25 protein-coding genes are annotated in these 22,813 nt (G+C 73.0%); 8 read left to right on the top strand and 17 right to left on the bottom strand.

Features of this window, described 5'->3' with window-relative positions; genetic code table 11:
- The first annotated feature begins 1 nt into the window (after position 1).
- The 4 genes from H9I49_RS05085 (at position 2) to H9I49_RS05070 (ending at position 4,665) form a co-directional block, all read left to right on the top strand.
- A complete protein-coding gene (locus H9I49_RS05085; RefSeq protein WP_188029195.1) occupies positions 2-1,318 on the top strand; it encodes an amino acid permease in 1,317 nt (438 codons plus the stop codon).
- A gap of 137 nt (positions 1,319-1,455) precedes the next feature.
- Complete coding sequence (locus tag H9I49_RS05080) at positions 1,456-2,811, top strand: GTP pyrophosphokinase (protein ID WP_304650668.1); 1,356 nt, start codon at positions 1,456-1,458, stop codon at positions 2,809-2,811.
- A 138-nt stretch (positions 2,812-2,949) separates the two neighbouring features.
- Positions 2,950-3,381: a YciI family protein gene (locus H9I49_RS05075; protein WP_188029194.1), complete on the top strand. Its 432-nt coding sequence runs from the start codon at positions 2,950-2,952 to the stop codon at positions 3,379-3,381.
- Positions 3,382-4,665, top strand: coding sequence for a DUF6596 domain-containing protein (locus H9I49_RS05070; protein ID WP_188029193.1), 1,284 nt, complete (start codon positions 3,382-3,384; stop codon positions 4,663-4,665).
- On the opposite strand, the gene H9I49_RS05065 is transcribed toward H9I49_RS05070, so the two are convergent.
- Positions 4,652-5,182 (bottom strand): DinB family protein, encoded by a 531-nt coding sequence (locus H9I49_RS05065; protein WP_188029192.1) that lies wholly within the window; start codon positions 5,180-5,182, stop codon positions 4,652-4,654. The genes H9I49_RS05070 and H9I49_RS05065 overlap by 14 nt on opposite strands.
- A 72-nt stretch (positions 5,183-5,254) precedes the next feature.
- On the opposite strand from H9I49_RS05065, the gene H9I49_RS05060 reads away from it, so the two are divergent.
- The 3 genes from H9I49_RS05060 to H9I49_RS05050 are packed head-to-tail and all read left to right on the top strand — an operon-like array spanning position 5,255 to position 8,686.
- Positions 5,255-5,881: a LysE family translocator gene (locus H9I49_RS05060; protein ID WP_188029191.1), complete on the top strand. Its 627-nt coding sequence runs from the start codon at positions 5,255-5,257 to the stop codon at positions 5,879-5,881.
- 37 nt (positions 5,882-5,918) lie between these two features.
- A complete protein-coding gene (locus H9I49_RS05055) occupies positions 5,919-7,409 on the top strand; it encodes an FAD-binding oxidoreductase (protein ID WP_370587431.1) in 1,491 nt (496 codons plus the stop codon).
- The gene (locus tag H9I49_RS05050; RefSeq protein WP_188029190.1) at positions 7,406-8,686 is read left to right on the top strand and encodes a class I SAM-dependent methyltransferase; all 1,281 of its coding nucleotides are present in this window, start codon (positions 7,406-7,408) and stop codon (positions 8,684-8,686) included. Before H9I49_RS05055 ends, H9I49_RS05050 begins: the two co-directional genes overlap by 4 nt.
- Positions 8,687-8,729: 43 nt before the next feature.
- Here H9I49_RS05050 and H9I49_RS05045 read toward each other — a convergent pair whose 3' ends face one another.
- The 3 genes from H9I49_RS05045 to H9I49_RS05035 all read right to left on the bottom strand — a co-directional run bounded on the left by H9I49_RS05045 (position 8,730) and on the right by H9I49_RS05035 (position 10,123).
- The gene (locus H9I49_RS05045) at positions 8,730-9,281 is read right to left on the bottom strand and encodes a hemerythrin domain-containing protein (RefSeq protein WP_188029189.1); all 552 of its coding nucleotides are present in this window, start codon (positions 9,279-9,281) and stop codon (positions 8,730-8,732) included.
- Positions 9,282-9,355: 74 nt separating this feature from the next.
- Positions 9,356-9,691, bottom strand: coding sequence for a YnfA family protein (locus tag H9I49_RS05040; RefSeq protein ID WP_188029188.1), 336 nt, complete (start codon positions 9,689-9,691; stop codon positions 9,356-9,358).
- A gap of 33 nt (positions 9,692-9,724) precedes the next feature.
- The gene (locus tag H9I49_RS05035; RefSeq protein WP_188029187.1) at positions 9,725-10,123 is read right to left on the bottom strand and encodes a VOC family protein; all 399 of its coding nucleotides are present in this window, start codon (positions 10,121-10,123) and stop codon (positions 9,725-9,727) included.
- 340 nt (positions 10,124-10,463) lie between these two features.
- On the opposite strand from H9I49_RS05035, the gene H9I49_RS05030 reads away from it, so the two are divergent.
- Entirely contained in the window at positions 10,464-10,679 is a 216-nt protein-coding gene (locus tag H9I49_RS05030) for an ECF-type sigma factor (RefSeq protein WP_188029186.1), read from the top strand.
- Here the strand turns inward: H9I49_RS05030 and H9I49_RS05025 are convergent.
- The 13 genes from H9I49_RS05025 to H9I49_RS04965 form a co-directional block, all read right to left on the bottom strand.
- Entirely contained in the window at positions 10,676-11,296 is a 621-nt protein-coding gene (locus H9I49_RS05025) for a class I SAM-dependent methyltransferase (protein WP_188029185.1), read from the bottom strand. The genes H9I49_RS05030 and H9I49_RS05025 overlap by 4 nt on opposite strands.
- A 317-nt stretch (positions 11,297-11,613) precedes the next feature.
- Positions 11,614-12,555: an alpha/beta fold hydrolase gene (locus H9I49_RS05020; protein WP_188029184.1), complete on the bottom strand. Its 942-nt coding sequence runs from the start codon at positions 12,553-12,555 to the stop codon at positions 11,614-11,616.
- A gap of 36 nt (positions 12,556-12,591) precedes the next feature.
- Complete coding sequence (locus H9I49_RS05015) at positions 12,592-13,830, bottom strand: RNA polymerase sigma factor (RefSeq protein ID WP_188029183.1); 1,239 nt, start codon at positions 13,828-13,830, stop codon at positions 12,592-12,594.
- 17 nt (positions 13,831-13,847) lie between these two features.
- A complete protein-coding gene (locus H9I49_RS05010) occupies positions 13,848-14,240 on the bottom strand; it encodes a YciI family protein (RefSeq protein WP_255523605.1) in 393 nt (130 codons plus the stop codon).
- A 109-nt stretch (positions 14,241-14,349) separates the two neighbouring features.
- Positions 14,350-14,721, bottom strand: coding sequence for a VOC family protein (locus H9I49_RS05005; protein WP_188029182.1), 372 nt, complete (start codon positions 14,719-14,721; stop codon positions 14,350-14,352).
- Between the two features lie 29 nt (positions 14,722-14,750).
- Positions 14,751-15,761: a sugar phosphate isomerase/epimerase gene (locus tag H9I49_RS05000; protein WP_188029181.1), complete on the bottom strand. Its 1,011-nt coding sequence runs from the start codon at positions 15,759-15,761 to the stop codon at positions 14,751-14,753.
- Positions 15,762-15,808: 47 nt separating this feature from the next.
- Entirely contained in the window at positions 15,809-17,194 is a 1,386-nt protein-coding gene (locus tag H9I49_RS04995; protein ID WP_188029180.1) for an alkaline phosphatase family protein, read from the bottom strand.
- On the bottom strand, positions 17,191-18,381 hold the full coding sequence (gene eboE / locus H9I49_RS04990; protein ID WP_188029179.1) for a metabolite traffic protein EboE: 1,191 nt from the start codon (positions 18,379-18,381) through the stop codon (positions 17,191-17,193). The genes H9I49_RS04995 and eboE overlap by 4 nt, the downstream gene beginning before the upstream one ends.
- Positions 18,382-18,383: 2 nt before the next feature.
- Positions 18,384-19,253 (bottom strand): TatD family hydrolase, encoded by an 870-nt coding sequence (locus H9I49_RS04985; RefSeq protein ID WP_188029178.1) that lies wholly within the window; start codon positions 19,251-19,253, stop codon positions 18,384-18,386.
- Between the two features lie 9 nt (positions 19,254-19,262).
- The gene (locus H9I49_RS04980; protein ID WP_188029177.1) at positions 19,263-19,862 is read right to left on the bottom strand and encodes an EboA domain-containing protein; all 600 of its coding nucleotides are present in this window, start codon (positions 19,860-19,862) and stop codon (positions 19,263-19,265) included.
- A complete protein-coding gene (locus H9I49_RS04975; RefSeq protein ID WP_188029176.1) occupies positions 19,859-20,740 on the bottom strand; it encodes a sugar phosphate isomerase/epimerase in 882 nt (293 codons plus the stop codon). The genes H9I49_RS04980 and H9I49_RS04975 overlap by 4 nt, the downstream gene beginning before the upstream one ends.
- Positions 20,737-21,624: an SCO3242 family prenyltransferase gene (locus H9I49_RS04970; protein ID WP_188029175.1), complete on the bottom strand. Its 888-nt coding sequence runs from the start codon at positions 21,622-21,624 to the stop codon at positions 20,737-20,739. Before H9I49_RS04970 ends, H9I49_RS04975 begins: the two co-directional genes overlap by 4 nt.
- Entirely contained in the window at positions 21,621-22,766 is a 1,146-nt protein-coding gene (locus H9I49_RS04965; protein WP_188029174.1) for an inositol-3-phosphate synthase, read from the bottom strand. The genes H9I49_RS04970 and H9I49_RS04965 overlap by 4 nt, the downstream gene beginning before the upstream one ends.
- Positions 22,767-22,813 lie beyond the last annotated feature (47 nt).

Genomic DNA, 22,813 nt, shown 5'->3' with positions numbered 1-22,813 from the left:
CATGGCGACCCCGATCACGAGCACGACGACGACCAGCGGCCCCACGCGTCCGAGGAGCGGCTCACTGACCATCGCGCAGGGTTCGGCCCTGTCGGTGGGCGCGGTCCTCGGGACGGGCGTGATCACGCTGCCGGCACTCGCGGCGCAGGTGGCGGGCCCCGCGTCGCTCGTGGCGTGGGCGGCGCTCGTGCTGCTCTCGATCCCGCTCGCGAGCACGTTCGCGGCGCTCGGCGCGCGGCACCCCGACGGCGGCGGCGTCGCGACGTATGTCAGCCGCGCCTTCGGCGAGCGCGCTGCGGGTGCCGTCGGGTGGTGCTTCTACTTCGCGATCCCGGTCGGCGCCCCGCCGGCGTCGATGATGGCCGGCGGCTACGTCGCGGACGTCGTCGGCGGCGGCCGGACGACGAGCGTCGTCGTCGGGGCCTCGCTCATCGTCGGCACGGGCCTGATGAACCTCGCGGGCCTCCGGTTCTCCGGGCGCGTGCAGCTCGGCCTCGCCACGGTCCTCGCACTCCTCATGACGGCGACGATGGCCGTGGCGCTGCCGCACGGGAGCGCGGAGTCGCTGACGCCCTTCGCCCCGAACGGCTGGGCGGCGGTCGGCACGGCCGCCGCGGTCCTCGTGTGGGGGTTCGCCGGCTGGGAGGCGGTGGCCTCGCTCGCTGGTGACTACCGCAACCCACGTCACGACGTACCGCGTGCGACGGCGATCGCCGTGACCGTCGTCGGTGCGCTCTACTTGGGCCTGGCCGCGACGAGCGTCCTCGTGCTCGGGGCGGGAGCCGGCAGCAGCCAGGCTCCGCTGTCCGACCTCATGGCGGTCGCGCTCGGCGACCAGGCCCGGGTCGTGACGGCAGTCGTGGCGGTGCTCCTCACACTCGGCGCCATGAACGCGTACTACGCCGGCGGCTCCCGCCTCGGGGCGGCGCTGGCCCGCGACGGCGCCCTGCCGCGCGGGCTGGCGAAGGGTGGGGAGCCGGGCCAGGTGCCGCGCCGCAGCATCGCGGTCATCACGACCTCCTCGACCCTGGCGCTCCTCCTCACCGTCGTGCTGGACCTCGGGCTTACGCCGCTCATGCTGCTCGCGACGGGCTGCTTCACGCTCGTCTACGTGCTCGGCACGGCCTCTGCCCTGCGCCTGCTCCCCCGCGGCAGCCGTGGGTGGTGGACGGCGGTCATCGCGTTCGCCTCGGTCGTCGTGCTGCTCGCGGTCAACGGCCTGCACGCGCTGTGGGCGCTCGGGCTGGTGGCCCTCTCGCTGCTCTACCGGTCCCGCGCCCAGGCGCGGTGTGCACGCCGCTCGGGTGTCGTGCGGTAGACACGGGCCACGTCGGCGCGCGCGGGCCACGCTGGCTCGACGCGCCGTCGTCCACACCCACCGCCATCGTGACGCGGACGTCCACAGGCACTGCGTCCGTGTCGCGACGGCGCCGCCACGTCAGCCACCGTGGACCCATGACCGACGCCGACGCCGACGTGTTCGGCGACGCGCTGCGCCACATCCGGCGGACGCACCTGCTGAGCCAGCGAGCACTCGCCGAACGCCTCGGCGTGCCCCCAGCCGCATCTCCCGCCTCGAGGCGGGGCGCCTGGGCATCACGCTCGAGTCGGCCATCGGCCTCTATCGCGCGCTCGGTTTCAGCGTCGGCCCGGCGCGCCTTCCCCGCCCACGGGGTGCTCCGCGTCGGGAACCAGCCGACCTGGTGGGGCGCGCGACACGGCTGGGGTCGCTCGGAGGGCGGCGACACGTGGTGGCAGCAGGACTACCGGTCGCCGCCCGAGCTGCGCGCACGGCAGGATGACGGCATGTCCGCGCACACCCCCGCCGAGGCGTACGCCGAGCTCCGCCCCGAGCTCGAGAACGCGACCGCCCTCTTCGTCGAGATGGTGACGGCGCTCCTCGACGAGGCCGGCATCACCTACCTCAGCGTCACGGGCCGCACGAAGTCGGTCGGCTCGTTCGCGGCCAAGGCCCAGCGCCGACGCGACGGCGAGCTGATCTACCCACACCCCCTCACCGACATCACCGACCTCATCGGCGTCCGCGTCATCACCTACGTCCACGACGACGTCGCTGCCGTCGCCGACCTGCTGAGCGAGGAGCTCGCGGTCCTCGACGACCGCGACATGGGCATGGAGACGGCGCGGGCCGGCCGTTTCGGCTACGCGAGCCGCCACCTGCTCGTCGCCGTCGACGCCAGTCGCACGGTCCCCGCGGCCTACGAGTCACTGCGGCGGCGCAGCGTCTCCGTCCAGATCCGCACCGTGCTCCAGCACGCGTGGGCCGAGTTCGAGCACGACATCCGTTACAAGGGCAGCGTTCCCGAGGAGCACGCCAGCGACCTCGACCGCCGGTTCACCCTCGCGGCCGGTCTCATCGAGCTCGCCGACCGCGAGTTCTCCGCCATCCGCGACCGGCTCCAGATGGCGGTGCCCGCCGCCGCCCCTCCCGAGGAGGGGGAGCAGCCAAGCGAGCCCGACTCGCGCATCGGCGCGCAGGACCTCGCCAAGTTCCTCGCCTCCACCTACGAGGACGCCGGCTGGTCCCGCACCGACCACTACACCTGGGTCTCGGGCCTGCTCCTCGAGCTCGGCATCACCACGGTCGAGGCACTCGCCGAGGTGATCAGCCCCGTCGACAGCGCCGAGCTCAGCGAACGGATGGGCTACACCTACCCGCCCGGTGCCGTGCGCCGGCTCGACGACGCGCTCCTGGCATCCTTCGGCACGCGTTACCTCGACCTCGAGGGCAACGCCCACCGCCGGGCCTCCCTCGAGGCCCGCCTGCAGCGGATGGGCACGAGGAACTGACATGCCGCTGCCAGCAACCCGTGCGACGGGCCCAGAAAGTTCTTCGACCGTGTCGATTCCTCGGGACCGAGTTCGTCACGATGATGTGGCGACGGTCGCCACGCGCGCACCGCGCACCTGAACGACAAGGAGCCGGCCATGGCCGACACGTACGTCTACCTGATCCACGAGGGCGACTGGGACTCCGACGCCTACCTGAACGGGCAGCCGCCCGCCGACGGCGGGCCCGCAGGCAAGGACCCGGGTGAGGTGTCGGGCTCGAGCGACCCCGACACCTCCTTCCCCGAGCACAAGGCGTTCCAGGAGGCCGTGGCCGACCTCGGCGCCCGGATCGTCGGCGGCAACGCCCTGCAGAACTCCCGCCACGGCGGCACGGTGAGCCCCGGCTCCGGCGACCGCAAGGTCGAGGACGCCGTCTACACCGACGGGCCGTTCACCGACACGTCGGAGGTCATCACCGGCTTCTACCTGGTGGAGACCGACGACGAGGACACCGCGCGCCGCGTCGCCGCTCTCGTGCCGACGGGTGGTCACATCGAGTGGCGCAAGGTCTTCCCGACGGGCGCGTGAGTGGTCCCGGGGACGGGTGAGTTCGAGGAGGCGTGGCCGCGCATCGTGCGCGCCCTCGCCTCCTTCACCGGGAGCCTCGACGATGCCGAGGAGTATGCCGCCGAGGCCGTCGCGAGGGCCGCCGCGCACGAACGCGACGGCGGGCGGGCCATCGAGTCGTACGCCGCGTGGTGCACGTCCGTGGCCAAGCGGGCTTGGCTCGACGACGCCCGGCGCCGTAGCGTCGAGCGCCGCCTCGCCCCCGAGCTCGCCCGCTCCGACACGGACCGCTCGTCCCTCCCCGTCACCGATCGCACCGCCATGGATGCCGACGACCTGTCCCGCGAAGGACTCGATGACCGCCTCGCCCTGCTCTTCGTGGCCTGTGACGAGGCCATCTCCCCGGCCTCACGCATGGTCCTGGCCCTGCGCGTCGTCTGTGGCCTGACCGTCCCCGAGATCGCCGGTCATCTGGGGGTGCAGGACGCGGCAGCGGCGGCCCGCCTGACCCGCGCCAAGCGGGCGCTCTCGGAGGCGCGTGGAGCCTTCCACGTGCCGGACGCCACAGAGCGGGCTCGCCGTCTGCCCGTCGTGATCGCCTGCGTCTCAGGGATGTTCACGGTCGCACACCGCACCGTCCTCGACCCCGGCGACGCCCTCGCCGACACCGGGCGCCAGGCACTCTCCATCGCCGACGCCCTGGTCGCGGCCTACCCCGACGACACCGAGGTCCGTGGCCTGCGAGCCGTCATCCGCCTCGGTCTCGCCCGCCGACCCGGGCGCGTCGACGCCGACGGCACCGGCCTCGCCCTCGACGAGGTCGACCGGAGCCGTTGGGACACCAGGCTGCTGGCCGCCGGGCTCGATGACGCGACCACAGCGGCCTCGGGCGACGGCCGGTTCGCCATCGAGGCCGCGATCGCCGGGCTGCACTCCAGCGCACCGTCGTTCGAGCGCACCGACTGGTCGCGCATCGTCCAGCTCTACCGTGCGCTCGAGGACCGGTGGCCCTCTCCTTCCGTCCGCGTGGCCCGTCTGGTCGCCACCGCCCAGGCCCGGCTCGCCGACGATCCCGACGCGGCGACGCGGGGCGCACTCGACGACATCGAGCGGGAGCTCACGTCGATCGAGACGGGCGGCCCGGCATACGCGAGCCGTGACGCCGGCCTCGCCCTCGCCGACCTGGAGTGGCGCACAGGGCGGCGGGAGCACGCTGCCGGGCGCTACCGCGACCTCGCGGAGGTGGTGACGGTGGAGCCGCTGCGCCGCTTCTGCCTCAGGCGGGCGGGCCTCACTCCCCCGTGACGCCGTCGACCGCCTCGCGGAGGAAGTCGGCGTGCCCGTTGTGCCGGGCGTACTCCTCGATCATGTGCAGCAGGATCCAGCGGAGCGTGAACGGGGTGCCCTCCCTGCGGCTCGGGGTCACCGAGAGCTGGTCCAGGCCGCCCGCCGCGAGCGCCTCGTCGATGTTGCGGCGGGCCTGCTCGACAGCGTCGTCCATGAGGCGACGCAGCTGCTCGGGGGTGTCGTCCCTGGCGCTCGTCATCTCCCAGTCCGCGTCGGCGTCCCAGTCGGCCGAGTCCCACGGCTCCCCCATCGGCCGCCCGTGCAGCACGCGCCCGAACCAGCTCGCCTCGTTGAGCGCCACGTGCTTGAGCAGCGCGCCGAGGGTCAGGCTCGACGGCGGGAGCGGCTGCGCCAGCTGCTGGGCCGACAGTCCCTCGGTCTTCAGGCGGAGGGTGTCGCGGTGGTAGTCGAGGAAGGCCACGAGGGTGGTCGCCTCGTCTGCGGCGAGCGGCGGGTCGGTGCGCTGGGTCGTCATGGACCCCGACCGTAGTGTCCGGCCATCGAAAACCGCCTGCCCATTAGCGGCGCCCGGGAGCACACTGGTCGGGTGCCATCGTCAAGCCAATGGGTCGCGTTCCTCGTCGCGTCGATCCTCTTCATCCAGGTCCCGGGCCCCAGTCTGCTCTTCACCATCGGCCGTGCCCTGACGGTCGGCCGCCGCGAGGCGCTGCTCTCGGTCGTCGGCAACGGCGTCGGCGTCACGGTCCAGGTGCTCCTCGTCTCCGTCGGTCTCGGTGCGGTCGTCGCCGCGAGCGCCACGGCGTACACGGTGATCAAGGTGGCGGGCGCGGCCTACGTCATCTGGCTGGGCATCCAGGCCATCCGGCACCGCCGCGAGGCGCGTGAGGCGCTCGAGAAGCAGGTGTCCGCCGCCCGCGGCCACGCCCTGCGCATCGGACTCGTCGTCGGCCTGACGAACCCCAAGACGATCCTCTTCTTCGTCGCCTTCCTCCCGCAGTTCGTCGACGCGCGCGCCGGGCACGTGGGCGTGCAGATGGCGCTCCTCGGACTCGTCTTCGGTGTCATGGCGATCTGCAGCGACAGCGTGTGGGCGCTGCTGGCCGCCCGGGCCCGGGAGTGGTTCGCGCGCAAGCCCGCCCGGCTCGACACCCTCGGCGCGTCGGGGGGCGCGATGATGGTCGGCCTCGGCGCGACGATGCTTGCTCGCGAGTAGTCAGCACAGTGTCACCTTCATCTGTTTGACTTGGAGGGTGACAACCTCTCAGGTCACCTCGCCCATGGAACGGCTCGGCTCGCCCCTGCGGATCCGTCAGCACGAACGTGCCGTCGAGGAGGCCCAGAGGGCGTATGCCGCATTGCCGCAGGACCGCCCGGTGCGGCTGGCCAAGCGCACCTCGAACCTCTTCCGCGTCCGCAGCGCCGCAGAGTCGGCGGGCCTCGACCTGTCGGCGCTTCGCGGGGTCGTCGAGGTGTATCCCGCTCACGACGACGGCCCGGCGACGGCGCGCGTCGGCGGGCTGACGACCTACGAGCAGCTCGTCGACGAGCTGCTGCCGCTCGGGTTCGTGCCGCTCGTCGTGCCCCAGCTGCGCACCATCACGATCGGTGGGGCGGTGACCGGGCTGGGCATCGAGTCGGCGTCGTTCCGCAACGGGCTGCCCCACGAGTCGGTGGTCGAAATGCGGGTGCTCACGGGCGACGGGCGGGTCGTCACGGCCACTCCGCACGGCGAGCACGCCGAGCTGTTCCGCACCTTCCCCAACTCGTACGGCTCGCTCGGCTACGTCCTCGACCTCGTCATCGAGCTCGAGCCGGCCCGGCCGTACGTCGCGCTGCGGCACGTGCGGTTCGACTCGGTGACGGCGGTGACCGACGCGATCGGCGCGGTCATGCAGTCGCACGTCTGGGACGGTGACCGGGTGGACTTCGTCGACGGCGTCGTCTTCGGGCCGACCGAGGGCTACCTCACGCTGGGGCGGTGGACCGACCTCCTGGAGGGTCAGGCCCGACCCAGCGACTACACCGGCCACGAGGTGTTCTACCGCTCCATCCAGCAGCGCCGCACCGACGTGCTGACCGCCCACGACTACCTGTGGCGCTGGGACACCGACTGGTTCTGGTGCAGCCGGGCGTTCGGCGCGCAGAACCCGCTCGTCCGTCGGCTGTGGCCGCGCCACCTGCTGCGCAGCGACGTGTACTGGAAGATCGTGGCCCTCGAGAACCGCTACGGACTCATGGCCCGGCTCGACCGGCTGCGTCGTCTCCCCGCCAACGAGCGGGTCGTGCAGGACGTCGAGATCCCGCTGGGCCGCACGGCCGAGTTCCTCGACTGGTTCCTGCGCGAGGTGCCGATCGAGCCGGTGTGGCTGTGCCCGATCCAGCTGCGGCACGACGGACCCCGCGCGCCCACCGACGCCGCCGACGGCAGCGACGGCAGCGACGGCAGCGACGCGCCGCCGTGGCCGCTCTACCCGATGCGACGCGACGAGCGCTACGTCAACGTCGGCTTCTGGTCGACGGTCCCGGTCGAGCCGGGCGCCCGCGACGGCGACGTCAACCGGAGCATCGAGGACCAGGTGACCCGGCTCGGCGGCCACAAGTCGCTCTACTCCGACGCCTACTACGACGAGACAACCTTCGCCGCCCTCTACGGCGGCGCGACCTACGACCCGGTCAAGCGGCGGTACGACCCCGACCGCCGATTCCCGACCCTCTACGAGAAGGCGGTGCAGGCACGATGACGCTCACGGTGGGAGAGGCCTTCGACCTCGTCTACGGCGAAGACGCGCCGGTCCACGTGGTCGCGTGGGACGGCTCGACCGGCGGGAGCCCGCACGGGCTCGTGTTCCGGCTGACGAACCCCGACGCGCTCAACCATGTCCTCGCCGCGGGCGGCGAGCTCGGCCTCGCGCGCGCGTACCTCCTCGGTGACCTCGTCATCGAGGGGATCGACGAGGCCGACCCGTACGACGTGCTGCGCCTCGTCGGCGACGGCCTCACGGCACGGCGCCCGAAGGGACGCGACGCCGTCGAGCTCGCGCGGTTCCTCGCGCACCACCGGCCCCACGCGCCGAGGCTCCCCAAGGAGGAGACCCCTGGACAGCTGCGCCGGCTGGCCCACGGCCTGCGGCACGGCCGGGCCCGCGACGCCGCCGCCATCAGTCACCACTACGACGTGTCCAACGCGTTCTACGAGCGGGTCCTCGGGCCGTCGATGACCTACACCTGCGCCTGCTTCCCGACCGACGAGGCATCCCTCGAGGAGGCGCAGGCGTACAAGTACGACCTCGTCGCCCGCAAGCTCGGGCTGCAGCCCGGCATGCGGCTGCTCGACGTCGGCTGCGGTTGGGGCGGTATGGTCCGGCACGCCGTGAAGCACTACGGTGTCAGCGCCCTCGGCGTCACCCTCTCGCGCGAGCAGGCGACCTGGGCGCAGGCGGCGATCGAGGCCGACGGCATCGCCGACCGCGCGGAGGTGCGGCACGGCGACTACCGCGACGTCACCGAGCGCGGCTTCGACGCGATCAGCTCGATCGGCCTGACCGAGCACATCGGGGTCGCGAACTACCCGGCGTACTTCCGCTTCCTGCACGAGCGGCTGCGCGACGAGGGCCGCCTGCTCAACCACTGCATCACGCGACCCGACAACAAGCACCCGGGACTGCCGCCGCGGGGCTTCATCAACCGCTACGTCTTCCCCGACGGCGAGCTGACGGGCAGCGGCGACATCGTGCGCGTCATGGAGGACGAGGGCTTCGAGGTGCGCCACCACGAGAACCTCCGCGAGCACTACGCCCGCACGTGCGCCGCGTGGAACGCCAACCTCGCCAAGCACTGGGACGACTGCGTCGAGCTCGCCGGGATCGGCACGGCCCGGGTGTGGGGCCTCTATCTCGCCGGATCCCGACTCGCGTTCGAGCGCAACGAGATCCAGCTGCACCAGGTGCTGGCGTCGCGCACGAGCGGTGCGGGAGTCTCAGGCTTCACGCTGCGTCCGCGCTACGAACCCGCCGGCTGACCGAACCCGCCGGCTGGCGCGCGTGGCCCCTTTGCCGCACGCGTCAGCCGGAGCCTCCGAGGTCGACGTCGTACGCCTCGTAGACCAGGTCGCCGCCCTTCTGGCGGTGCCGCACGAGCCGGCCCATGAGCACGGTCAGCTCCTCGCGGAAGACGGGAAGGTCGGCCATCGTGCCCCCGTGCTCGAGCACGGCGAGGTAGCCGTGGATCGCCTCGCGCAGCTCGCGGTGCTCGCGCAGGAGGCGGTCGACGCGCGCCGACAGCCGCGGCGCGCTGCGCCGGGCCCGGTCGTAGATGCCGCCGGAGCTCTCGGTCAGCGCGACGTGGTCGTCGAAGTCGTGCGCGAGCTCGGCGAGCGCGGCGCGCACGCGTTCGCGCCACATGCCGCCGCGCGCGATCGGCGACTCGAGGGCGAGGTCGACCGCGGCCACCGACTCGCGCAGCTCGGACCGGTGTCGGCGCACGCGGTCGAGGTGGGCGGCGAGCTGCGCGGCGCCCTGCTCGCGGACGCGCTCGGCCTGATGCTCGTCGACCTCGTGCTGGTCGAGCTGACCCGGGTCGAGGGGCTGGATGGCGGCATTCGGCTGAACTGTCATGGGCGCGACCTCCGTGTCCCCATGGTCGCGCCGAGGTGCCCCTTTCGTCCAGACCCAGCTCGTCGACGCCCAGCTCAGCCCGGCCGTGGGGCGTACATGATGACGCCGACCCCCACGAGGCACACGAGCGCGCCGACGACGTCCCACCGGTCCGGGCGGAAGCCGTCGGCCAGCACGCCCCAGAGGAGTGACCCGGCGACGAAGACGCCACCGTACGCGGCGAGGATCCGCCCGAAGTTGGCGTCGGGCTGGAGCGTGGCGACGAAGCCGTAGAGCCCGAGCGCCACGACACCGGCGCCCGCCCAGACCCAGCCGCGGTGCTCTCGCACCCCCTGCCAGATGAGCCAGGCGCCGCCGATCTCGGCGAGCGCGGCGAGCACGAAGAGCAGGATCGAGCGGGTGACGGTCACGCCGTCATCGTCGCACCACGGGTAGGACCCGGCTCAGAGGTCGCCCGCCGCGCGGCGTTCGTCGTCACTGCGCAGGATGCAGAACTCGTTGCCTTCGGGGTCGGCCATGACGACCCAGCCACGACCGTCCTCGGTGCGGCAGTCCTGCACGATGCCGGCGCCGAGACCGGTCACACGGCTGACCTCCTCGTCGCGAGGGCGGTCGGTGGGCCGGAGGTCGAGGTGCACCCGGTTGCGCCCCTGCTTCGCGTCAGGCACCTCGATGAAGAGCAGCCGGTGTGACTCGTCGGGCGAGAAGATCATGCACTCCTCGTGACCGGGTTCGTTGGGGTCGGCGGGGTCCTCGTGGTAGCCGAGCAGGTCGGCCCACCAGACCGACTGGGCGTAGGCGTCGAGGGCGTTGACGGTCGTGTGCGAGAGCTCCAGTGCCATGGGCGCCATCCTGCTGTGGCCCGGGGTCGTCGAGCCACCGGTTTCGGGTGGCACCACGTCGCCCACCCCCTGGCGCCGTGAGTGCACTCGGCGGGGTCATACTCCCGACGCCTGCACACGCCACCGCGGTCCCTCGACCTGTGGAGATTGCTGACGCGGCTCTTGCCCGGGCGACGTCGCAGTGACGCCGTGCACACCGGCGGCGGAGGTCGGCGAGCTGCTCAGGTCGAGGGGCTGGGCCGGCACACAGTCCGCGCGTCAACCTGGGTTGACCGCGACGGTCGCGGCGACATATGGTGTCAACAGAAGTTGACACAGCGACCGAGCGGCGGAGATCACGATGGAGGTCGACGACATGCTGAAGCTGGCTCGCGCGACCGGCGACGACGACCCGCGGGCGGCCCTGGCCGCGGCACGCGAGCTGCGCCGGGCGGCCGACCGCACCGAGGCCGCGGTGGTCCGGCGCGCCAGGATGCAAGGACTCGCCTGGGCGGAGATCGCCGAGCAGCTCGGCGTCACGCGCCAGGCCGTGCACAAGAAGTACGGGCGACGCTAGCCGTCGCGGCGCAGCACGACGACCGTGTCGAGCGCGATCCGCTCGCCCTCGTCGGTCGGCACCGGTCGCTCCCGGATCCCCGACTGCTCGACCGAGACGGGAAGACCGTCGACGGCGTCGAGCACCTCGTCGGGGTCGTAGAGCACGCTGCGGTCGCTCGGCCCTCCCCAGCCCTCGGCGAGGTTGCGCCCGGCGTGGCCCACCACGACCACCCGGCCTCCGGGGCGCACCGCCTCGACCGCTGCGCGCAGGGCCTGACGCCAGTCGTCGGCCGGCAGCTGCAGGTAGCTGAGCAGGGCGAGGTCGTACGCGGCCGGGCCGCCGGGGGCCGGCTGCGTGGCGTCCGCGACGAGTGGGGTGAGCCGCTCGACAGCGTCACCGAGCCGCTCGGCCGCGAGCGATCGCATGCGGTCGACCGCCACGGCCGAGAAGTCGGCCGCCACGACGGTCCACCCCCGGTCGGCCATCCAGATCGCGTTGCGTCCCTCGCCGGCCGCGAGGTCGACGGCGTGGCCGGGCGTCAGGGGCCCGACGATCTCGGCCACGAAACGGTTGGGCTCGACCGACCACACGAGGTCGTGGGCTGCGTACCTCTCGTCCCAGGCCCTCGAGTCCACGGCACCTCCTCGTCGATGGTCATCGACAATCGACGACCGTGAATCCCATTGTGGCGTAGGACGTCTCGTACGTCACGATTCAAAGGCCGCGGCGCCCGGCCCGCGCAGCGTGGACGGTGGGAAAGGATCCGTGACGAACATCCTCAGCTCGACGCCGAGTCGAAGGGCGGCAGCCATGCTCGAGAGGGTGTGCGGGAGTGGATCGCGTCGCTTGCGCGCACGAGCGAGCCTGCCGATCGTCACCTTCGACACCCGCGTGCACGTCCGGATGCTGCCCGGCAACCCGCGCGCGGACCGACGCTGCGTGACGCGCCGGCTCAGGGCAGTGACGCCAGCCACGGCTCGAGATGGGCGAGCACCTCGTCGGGGGCCTCGAGCTGGGGCGTGTGCCCGCGCCCCTCGAGGTAGGCCGTCCGCCACGACGGGTTGAGGGCCGCGGTCCGTCGCGCCGCGCCGACCGGCACCAGCCGGTCGCGGGTGCCGTGCAGGAGCAGCACCGGACGGTCGATCCCGGCGATGATGGCGTCGTATCGGCGCGGGCGGCGCAGCATCGCGAGGATCGAGCGGGCCGCGCCGAGGAACTCCGTCTCCTGGCCATGCTGCTGCCGTCGCCAGGCCGCGAGCTCGACGCCCGCGTCGATGACGGCGGGGTCGGCCCGCGACGGGTCGGCGAAGCACAGGGCGACCGTGCCGAGCACGCGCTGGCGGTCGGTGTAGCGGGTGTCGAGCCGTCGCAGGAACCGCTCGCCGACGCGTGGCACGGCATACAGCCCGAAGGTGACCGCGACCTGCGGGTCGGGGCGCTGGCCCGGGGTGGGCAGCGACGGGTCGACGAGCGCGAGGCCGACGACCTGCTCGGGGCGACGGTCCGCGAGGAGCATCGAGACCATCCCGCCCATCGAGTTGCCGACGAGCACGACCGGCCGGCCGAGCACCTCGTGGACGAAGCGGCTCAGCACGGCCGCGTTGTGGTGCACCGTCGTCGCGCGTCCGTGCGCGGGGCTCAGGCCGAAGCCGGGCAGGTCGACGGCGACGACGCGGCGGTGCTGCGCGAGGGCCGGCGCCACGCCGACCCAGTTGAGGTGCGAGCCGCCGAGACCGTGGACGAGCACGACGGGTGCTGTCCCCGCCTCGTGGTCGGCTCCGTGCGGACCCCCGAACTCGACCCAGTGGACCGGCCCGTCGAGGTCAGCGGTCTGGCTCCGGCCACCCCACGCGGCAGCGAGGTCCACGGGGGCCGTGGACGGCAGCGTCGTCATGACCCGCACGCTACAGCCGGCCCGCGACGGGCGGGCTCAATCCGCTCCGGACGTCATGTCCGTGGCGCGCGACCGCAGGTGCCGCGACTCGGTGGCGTTGGCACTGAGGTCCGCGGCACGCCCCCACTGCGCCGCGGACTCCTCGCGGCGGCCCACGCGTCCGAGCAGCTCCCCACGCACCACGTGGAAGGGGACGTAGCCGTCGAGGTGCAGCCCCTCGAGCAGCGCGAGTCCCGCATGCGGCCCGTGAAGCTCCGCGACCGCGACGGCCCGGTTGAGGCGCACGACGTCGGTCGGTGCGATCCTCAGGAGGTGGTCGTAGAGCGCGACGACCTGGCGCCAGTCCGTCTCCTCGGCGGTTGCGGCGTCAGTGTGCACGGCGTTGATCGCAGCTTGCAGCTGGTACGGCCCAGGAGCGTTGCGGCGCAGGCAAGCCCGCACGAGGGCATGGCCCTCGGCCACGAGCTCACGGTCCCAGAGCGAGCGGTCCTGGTCCGCGAGGACCACGAGCTCGTCGGCGGCGTCGGTGCGGGCCGGACGACGCGCTTCCGCCAGCAGCATGAGGGCGAGCAGGCCGACCGCCTCGGGCTCGTCGGGCATCAGCTCGACGAGCACTCGACCGAGCCGGATCGCCTCGGCGGCGAGGTCGGGCCTCACGAGCTCGTCGCCCGACGTCGCCGTGTGCCCCTCGGTGAAGATGAGGTAGATGACGGCGAGCACCGAGGCCAGGCGGTCCGGCAGATCGGCGTCTCGCGGCACCCGGTACGGGATCCCCGTGTCGCGGATCTTCTTCTTGGCCCGCACGATCCGCTGCGCCATCGTCGCCTCGGGCACGAGGAACGCATGCGCGATATCCGGAGTCGTGAGACCGCCCAGGAGTCGCAGGGTCAGCGCCACGCGGGCCTCCGGTGCGAGGGCCGGGTGGCAGCAGGTGAAGACGAGACGGAGCCGGTCGTCGCGCACGGGTCCCTCCTTCCACTGGTCGTGCAGGGTGTCGTCACCGGCGTTGAGGAGAGCCGACTCGGCGTGCCTGCGGTCGCGGGACGCCTCACGGCGCAGGCGGTCGACGGCGCGGTGGCGCGCGGTCGTGATGATCCAGCCGGCGGGACTCGGCGGCATACCCTCTCGGGGCCAGCGCTCGACGGCCACGGTGAAGGCGTCCTGCACCGCGTCCTCGGCGAGGTCGATGTCGCCGAGGACACGGATGAGGACCGAGACGGCTCTCCCGTGCTCCTCGCGGAAGACCCGGGCGATGTCGTCGGGCTCGACGGTCACGGTTCGGTCGGGCCCGGTCACTCGTTCTCGGGGCGCTGGCCCGGGTCGTCGTCGTCGACGAACGGCCGGATCTCGATGGGCAGACCCGTCGCCTGCGCGGTGCGCTTCGCCCAGCCGAGGGCCACGTCGTAGTCGGGAGCCCGCACGATCGACAGGCCGCCGAGGTGCTCCTTGGCCTCGAGGAACGGACCGTCGGTGAGCACCGGCTCGCCGGAGCCCGAGGACCGGATCGTCGTCGCGGCGGCGCGGTCGCCGAGCCCGCCGGCGAACACCCAGCCGCCGGCCGCGCGGATGTCGTCGTTGATCTTCTCGATCTCGGCCATGATCGCGTCGAGGTCGACCTCGGGCGGCGGCGGCCCGTCGGGCGAGTAGAGGGTGATGAGGTACGTCTTCATCGGGGTGCTGGTCATCGTCGTGCCTGCCTCTCGGTGAGGTGCGGAGCCGGACGGTTCGCCTGCTCTCACCCTGTACACGAACGCGCCGGACCGCAATCGACAGCGCGGCGCCGAGAGATCCCGGTCAGCTGCGGGGGCGCTGCTCGACGAGGCCGACGAGGTTGCCCTCGCTGTCCTTGACGAACGCCATCCACTCGTCGGTGTCTGCCGGGCCGAGCGTGTCGTCCTCGTGGGTGAAGATGACGTGGGGCTCGGCCTCGACGGCGACGCCGGACGCGCGCAGGCGCTCGAGGGTCGCGTCGATGTCGTCGACGCGGAGGTAGTGCAGGGCGCTCGGCGCGCCGCGGTCGAGGAGCAGGCGCACGCCGTCGAGGTCGAAGAAGACGAGTCCGGGCGGGTCGTAGGTCGCGCGTGGCTCGGCACCGAGCAGGTCGGCGTAGAAGGCGGACGCGCGGCCGAGGTCCTCGGCGTGCTGTGCGATCTGGACGAGTCCCATGGGTCCGACCGTAGACCCGCCGGGGCGTGTCAGTCCTTGGAGCTGCTGAATGCCGCGTCGAAGGAGGCCTGCGGGCGCTCGAAGTTGAGCGCGCGGACGTACTCGAGCGCGTTCGGGGCCCCGACGAGGCGGTCCATCCCGGCGTCCTCCCACTCGATCGAGATCGGGCCGTCGTAGCCGATCGCGTTGAGGGTGCGGAAGCAGTCCTCCCACGGCACGTCGCCGTGGCCCGTCGAGACGAAGTCCCAGCCGCGGCGCGGGTCGCCCCACGGCAGGTGCGAACCCAGGCGACCGTTGCGGCCGTTGCCGATCCGCTTTCGGGTGTCCTTGCAGTCGACGTGGTAGATCCGGTCCTTGAAGTCCCAGATGAACGCAGCCGGGTCGAGGTCCTGCCACACCATGTGGCTGGGGTCCCAGTTCAGGCCGAACGCCTCGCGGTGCCCGATCGCCTCGAGCGTCGCGACGGTGCTCCAGTAGTCGTACGCGATCTCACTGGGGTGCACCTCGTGGGCGAACCTCACGCCGACCTCGTCGAAGACGTCGAGGATCGGGTTCCAGCGGCGCGCGAAGTCGGCATACCCCTCCTGGATCACGTCGTCGCCCACCGGCGGAAACATCGCGACGTACTTCCAGATGGCCGAGCCGGTGAAGCCGATGACGGTGTCGACGCCGAGCTTCGCGGCGGCACGGGCCGTGTCGGCCATCCGCTCGGCGGCCCGCCGGCGCACGCCTTCGGGGTCTCCGTCGCCCCACACCGCGGCCGGGAGGATGTCCTGGTGGCGCTGGTCGATGGGGTCGTCGCACACGGCTTGGCCGACGAGGTGGTTGGAGATGGCCCAGACCTGCAGGCCGTTCTTCTCGAGGATCTCGCGGCGCGACTCGATGTAGCCGTCCTCGGTGAGGGCGCGGTCGACCTCGAAGTGGTCGCCCCAGCACGCGAGCTCGAGGCCGTCGTAGCCCCACTTGCCGGCAAGGCGGCACATCTCCTCGAAGGGCAGGTCGGCCCACTGTCCGGTGAAGAGGGTGATCGGTCGGGCCATCGTGGATCTCCTTGCTGCTGTGGGTTGCTGCTGTGGGTTGCTGCTGGTCAGGGGTGGCTGGGCTGGGCGACGGCGACGCCGGCTGCCTCGAGGACGAGGTCGTGGACATCCGCTGCCGCCACGCTCTCACGCCGCAGGGCCGCGTCGGACGCAATGACGACGGGGCCGTCCACCGGGTCGTCGGGCAGGCGCCCGTGGCTGCCGCGCACCCAGCGCGGGTCGAGCGGGACGACCTTCATCGCATACCGGAGGCCGAGCTTCTTGCGGACGAGGCTGAGCCCGGCCCGCGCCTTGGCCGAGCGGTCGGCGGGGTCGAAGAACAGCTCGGCGGGGTCGTAGCCGGGCTTGCGGTGGATCTCGACGCCGCGGGCGAAGTCGGGCGCGCGCTCGTCGTCGAGCCAGTAGTAGTACGTGAACCACGCCCGGGGCTCGGCGACCACGACGAGGTCCCCGGTGCGCTCGTGGTCGAGGCCGTATGCCGTCTGGCCGGCCCGGTCGAGCACCTGCTCGACGCCCGGAGTGGCGGCCAGCAGGGTGCGCACCTCGGCGACACGGTCGGGGTCCCGGACGTAGACGTGGGCGACCTGGTGGTCGGCGACGGCGAACGCCTCCGACGTCCACGGGTCGAGGTACTCCATGCCGGCCTGCGTGTGCACCTCGAGCAGGCCGGCCCGGCGCAGCACGCGGTTGACGTCGACGGGCTGGTCGACGGCGGTGATGCCGTACTCGCTGACGACGAGGACGCTGACGCCGAGCCGCTCGGCGTCGTCGAGGAGCGGTGCGAGGACGGCGTCGACCTCGCGCGCGGCGGCCCGGGCCTGGGGCGACTCCGGGCCGAACCGCTGGAGGTCGTAGTCGAGGTGCGGCACGTAGGCGAGCGTCAGGTCGTGCTCGGGCAGCAGCATCCGCGTGGCCTCGACGATCCAGCGCGAGGACGCGATCGACGCCGTCGGACCCCAGTAGTGGAAGAGCGGGAAGGGCCCGAGCCGGTCGACGAGCCGGTCGTGCAGGGCGGGCGGCCGCGTGTAGCAGTCCGGCGACTTGCGTCCGTCGGCGTGGTAGATCGGCCGTGGGGTGACGACGGAGTCGACGTCCATGCCCATGGCGAACCACCAGCAGACGTTGGCGACCCGGGCGTCGGGGTGCCTGCGTCGCAAGGCGTCCCACACCTTCTCCGCCTCGACGAGCGCGTTGTGCTGGCGCCACAGGAAGACCTCGCCGAGGTCGCGGAAGTACCACCCGTTGCCGACCGCGCCGTGCTCGGCGGGCGGGCGCCCGGTCAGCATCGTCGACTGCACCGAGCAGGTGACGGCGGGAAGGACGGTCTCGAGCGAGGTCTGCCAGCCCGACGCGGCGAGGCGGCGCAGGCGCGGCATGTCGGCGAGCGCCCGTGGCGTCAGCCCGACGACGTCGAGGAGAAGGACAGGGTTCATGCGGGCTCCTTGAGTCCGAGGTCGATGAGGGTGTCGCGCAGCCAGGCCAGTTCGCCGGCGATGCTCACCGCGAGGGCCGCGTCGTCGGTGGGACGGACCGCTTCGGGCACGACCGACCACGTGTAGGTCTCGACCTCGAGGTGGTCGGTCAGCGCCGTGTCGCCACCGACGAGGACGCCGAGCGACGCGCGCAGGTCAGCAGTCGTGGCCGCGAGCGGCGGCTCAGGGGCGTGCCCGAGCGGCACGTGGAAGTGGACGCGCCACGGTCGCTCGGTCCCACCGGGCGCCGGGTCGAGCGGTCGGCGCCCGCCGAGCGCCTCGCCGAGGTCGTCGCGCCCGCGGAGCTGGCCGTGGTCGCCGCAGGCACGCACCTGGTGCAGGAACCGGTCCTCGTCGAAGGCGCCGAGGGCGCCGCGGGTCGCGTCGTCGGCGGGGTGCTCGACGTGGAGCGCTGCGGACACCTGCGCCTTGACGACGCGGCGGCCGGCGGCGGACAGGCGCCGCACCGCGACGTCGGCGTCCTCGAAACCGACGGCGAGGTGGCACAGGTCGAGGCACACGCCGAGCACCTCCCCGTCCCAGCCGGCCATCCGGTCGACGAGCTCGGTCGTCGTCTCGATGACGCAGCCGGGCTCCGGCTCGACGCCGACCCGGATCTCGCGTCCGGTGCGGTCTCGCAGGGCGTGGAGGTGGTCGGCGAGCCGGTCGAACTGCTCGGCCGCGAGGACCTGCCGGTCACCGAACCACGGGTGCCGCCAGCCGAGCGGAAGGGTCGAGATGCTGCCGCGGGCGGCGTCGTCGGGCAGCAGCCGCGCGAGCACCTCGGTGAGGTCAGTCGTGTACGTCAGGCGCGACGGCTCGGTCCAGTCGGGGTGGTACACCCGGTGCTTGACGACCTCGTCCTGGAAGCCGCGGTACGGGAAGCCGTTGAGCGTGACGACCTCGAGGGCGCGCGCGTCCAGCGCGGTGCGGAGCCGGTCGACCTGCCGCGGGTCGCGCGCCAGCTCGCGCGCGACCGGCGCACTGAGCCACAGGCCGAGGCCGAGCGCGTCGGCTCCGAGGTGGCGACGTACGGGCACGGCGAAGCGGTCGAGCTGCCCGATGATCGTGTCGAGGTCCTCACCCGGGTGGACGTTGGTGCAGTACGCGACGTGGACGGTCTGGCCGTCGGCGTGGAGCAGGCGCACTGTCAGTCCCTCGCACCGCGCAGCACGGAGTTGCCCATGAAGGTCGCACCAGCGCCGACGAGCTCGGGCGCCTCCGTGTCGGGCAGCTCGAGGCGGCCGCTCTGGGCGAAGAACTCCACGGGGTTGCGCCACAGCACGCGGTCGACGTCGTCGTCGGTGTAGCCGGCCGCGAGCATGGCCTCGGCCACGCGCACCGTCTTGAGCGGGTCGCTGTTGCCCCAGTCGGCGGCCGAGTTGACGATCATCCGGTCGAGCCCGAAGCGGCGCAGGATCTCGACCATGCGGTGCTCGTCCATCTTCGTGTCGGGGTAGACCGAGAAGCCCATCCAGGCGCCTGACTCGGCCACGACCCCGACCGTCATCTCGTTGAGGTGGTCGACGAGGACGGCGCCGGGTTCGAGGGCCGACTCGCTGACGACGTCGAGGGTGCGGCGGGTGCCGGCGAGCTTGTCGCGGTGCGGTGTGTGCACGAGGGCGGGCAGCTCGTGCTCGGCGGCGAGCTCGAGCTGCGCGGCGAAGACGGCGTCCTCCTCGGGCGTCATCGAGTCGTAGCCGAGCTCGCCGACCGCGACGACACGGTCCTTGGCGAGGTAGCGCGGCAGCACGTCGAGCACCTCGCGGCAGCGGGCGTCGTTGGCCTCCTTCGGGTTGAGGCCGATCGTCGCGTGGTGCGCGATGCCGTACTGCGACGCGCGGAACGGCTCCCAGCCGAGCAGCGAGTCGAAGTAGTCGCAGAACGACCCGAGGCTGGTGCGAGGCTGGCCGAGCCAGAACGACGGTTCCACGACGGCGCGGATCCCGGCGGCGTGCATGCGCTGGTAGTCGTCGGTCGTGCGGGAGGTCATGTGGATGTGGGGGTCGAAGATGCGCACGGCGGCTCCTCAGTCGGCTCGGGCGGGACGGGTGACGGGCGGATGCTGGGACCGGGCCAGGGCGAGCACGGTGCGGGCGTCCGGTGGGACGACGCGTCCGGCGGCCTCGCGCTCTGCGGCGTAGTCGCCCACCATGCGGGCCAGCTCGCCGTCCGCGCGTTCGGCGAGGCCGGCGACGTTTTCCACCGGGATGCCGGTGAAGAGCACCTTGAGCACCGCCTGGCGCCACGCGTCGTCGTCGAGGTGGGCGGCGGCGTATGGACCAACGGCGGCGGTGACGAGGCGGGTGTCGTTGGTGCGCAGGGCATCTCGCACGATGGGCAGCGCGGCGTCGGCGATCGGTGAGGACCGGTCGGGAGCGTCGAGCGCCGGCAGGGCGAGGAGCACGGCCCGGCGCTCGGCGGCGTCGCCGTGCGCGTAGAGGTGGGTGAGCCGGGTGACGACCTCGGCAGCCCGGCCCGGCAGCGCCAGGAGCAGGGCCTCGCGGGCGGCGTCGCCGTCGCGTCCCTCCCGCGCCGCGACCCGAGCGGCGGCCGCGAAGTGGCGCTCGACGGAGTCGGGATCGCTCGCGACCTGCGCGAGCGCGTCGTCCGTCGTGGAGGCACTCATCGGGCCACCTCCTGGGGTCGTCGCGTGTCGGATGCGGCCTGCGCACGCCGTTCGGCGTCACGCAGGAACTCGAGGCTCGATGCGGCGAGCGTCGGGGCGGCGTGCGAGTGCCGCGGCAGCTCGACCGCGACGAGCCCGCCGAACTCGACGGCCGCGAGCGCTGCGAGCACCGGTGGGAAGTCGACCTCACCCTCGCCGAGCGGCAGGTGCTCGTGAACGCCGCGGCGCATGTCGTCGATCTGCACGTTGGCGACGAGGTCGCCGGCGCCGAGCACACAGGCCGCCGGCTCGGCGTCCTCCGTGCAGCGCAGGTGACCCACGTCGACGGTGAGCCGCAGCCGGTCAGGGTCTCCGAGCCGGCGGCGCAGCTCGACCACGTCGGAGATCCTCTCGACGAACATCCCGGGTTCCGGCTCGAGAGCGAGGTCGACGCCGTCCGCCTCGGCGACCGGGAGCAGGGCAGCGACACCGTCCTCGACGCGCGACCACAGCTCCGCGCGGGAGACGGCACGCGGCGCGATCCCGCTCCAGAACGACACCGCAGGCGAGCCGACCTCTGCCGCCACACGAATTGCCCCCTCCAGCAGGTCGATCCGTCGCTCCCGGCCCGAGTCGGAGACGAGCGTCGGCTCGTGCTTGCGGCGCGGGTCCAGGACGTACCGGGCGCCCGTCTCGACGACGACGCCGAGGCGGTGGCGGGCGAGCAGGGCCGCGACCCGGGCGACACGCGCGGACAGGTCGTGCGCGAACGGGTCGAGGTGCGCATGGTCGAGGGTCAGTGCGACACCGTCGTAGCCGAGGTCGGCGAGGAGGGCGAGCGCGTCCTCCAGGCGATGGTCTGTGAAGCCGTTGAGGCCGTAGCCGAAGCGCAGGCTCATGTCGCCGACACCCGCTTCATCGCGTACGCGCCGGCCGGGGCCGACGCCGCGAGGCCCAGGGCGAGGCCGGAGTGACCGGCGGCCGCGAGCGCTGCACCCTGGAGTGGCACGAGACCGCGGATACCGGCGCCGGTGGCCCGGCGGACCGTCGTCGCGTCCGGAGTGCGCGCGGCGGCCAGCTGGGCACGGACGACGCTGACGGCATACCACCCGGTGAGGGCGACCGAGACGGCGGCGCCGAGGCCTCCGCCGGGCCCACGTCGTGCGCTGGGCCGCAGGGTCGAGGCGGTCGCGACCACGGTCGTGGCCGCAACGCACGCCCGGGCCACGACCGTCGAGCCGCCGTGCACCTCCCCGCGGCTCAGGGCGGTCACACCGGCGGTGTGCAGGGCTACGAGCGCGGCCGGCGCGGCGGCGCGGCGCAGGCCTGCTCCGCCGCCCGTGCTCGCCCCCAGGAGCACGTCGAGGCCACGCGTCGAGGCCATCGTCGCGACGCTCAGCGGTCCCTGCTTCGGGGAGAGGTCGTACGCCCACACCGCCGCGGCGAGGACCGCGGCGGTTGCAGCGGACCGGCGACCGCCTGCGACGGCCGCGACCGCGACCCCGGCTGCCGTGAGGCCGCCCGCGACGGCGAGGGCCGTCGACGCGGGCACGCGACCCGAGGGGATCGGCCGCTCGGGGCGCTCGACCGCGTCGATCTTCCGGTCCGCCCAGTCGTTGAGCGCCATGCCCGCCCAGTAGAGGCACGTCGAGGCGACGGGCAGCGCCGCCGAACGGATGCCGGCGGGCCAGCATGCGCTCGCGGCGCCGGCCAGCGTGTCGCCGGGCACTGTCAGGGCGGCCGGTGCCCGCACCAGCTCGACGAGGTCGCGTAGCCCGGTCACGACGCCGTCGCCCACTCCGTCAGGGCTCGGTGCTGCTCGAAGAGCCGGTGCTCGTCCGAGCCGACGGGGTCCTTGAAGAAGAAGCCGAGTGCGGGCAGCGGGCCGACCTCACCCCGTCGCAGCGCGAGGTCGGCGAGCCGGGCGAGATCGATGACGAGCGGCGCGGCAAGGCTCGAGTCGCACCCCTGCCAGGTGAACTGCATCGACATGCGCGTGCCGAGGAAGCCCGAGAAGGTGAGGTGGTCCCACGCCGTCTTCCAGTCGCCGAGGTCGGCGATGTTGTCGATGTGGACGGGCCCGTCGACGGGGTGGCCGAGCATCGCCTCGAGGCCCCGTGCTTTGCTGCGCGCCTTGCTCTCCATGGCGTGCGGGTCGGCGAGGGTGGCGCCGTCTCCGCCGCCGAGGAGGTTCGTGCCGGCCCACGAGCGGACCCGGAGCGAGCGTGCGGCGAACATCGGCGCGAGGACCGACTTCACGAGCGTCTCGCCGGTCTTGCCGTCGCTGCCGCCCCACGGCACGCCGTGGCGCTCGGCCAGCTCGGCGAGGGCCGGGAGGCGGGCACCCGTCGAGGGGGTGAAGTCGATGAAGGCTGCACCGGCGGCGCACGCGGCCGCGGCGTAGACCGAGCTCGGTGGTAACGGGGACTCGCCTGCGGCCCAAGCGCTTTCGAGAGCCTCGAGCGACTCGTGTGCTGGGTCGGCGTCCACGACCGGCTCGGTCGAGCTGACGTTGACGACGACGACCCGCGCCAGCGACTCGGCCTCCGCGAAGGCGCGGATGTCGGCGGCGAGACGCTCGACGGCATCCTGCTGGGGCTCGGCGCCCTCCCGATGGCCGATGCGGATACGGGCGCAGTCGCGGTCCAGGTGGTCCGACACGAGCCGGAGTGCATCGTGCGGGATGACCCCGGCCTCGGCGAGCTGGGCCGCCCGCTTGGCCAGCGGCACCTCCGTGACGTCGTGCCCGCCGATGACGAGGCCGTCGAGGGCGACTAGGCCGAGGCCGGCGAGCTCGCCCTGTTCGGTGACGAGGCCGTCGGTCCCGGCACCGCCCGCCGTGATGAGCGCCAGGCCGGTCGCCACTGTCGTGGCCACCGAGCCACGCGCGCCGACCAGCCACAGTCCGGTTCGTACGTCGGTCATGTCTCGTTCTCCTCGTCGGATCAGGTGGTGGGGCCGGTGGCCCGGCG

Origin of the sequence: Terrabacter sp. MAHUQ-38 (assembly GCF_014518425.1) — a bacterium.
Classification (GTDB): Bacteria; Actinomycetota; Actinomycetes; order Actinomycetales; family Dermatophilaceae; genus Terrabacter.
This window is presented reverse-complemented; position numbering and strand designations above follow the sequence as displayed.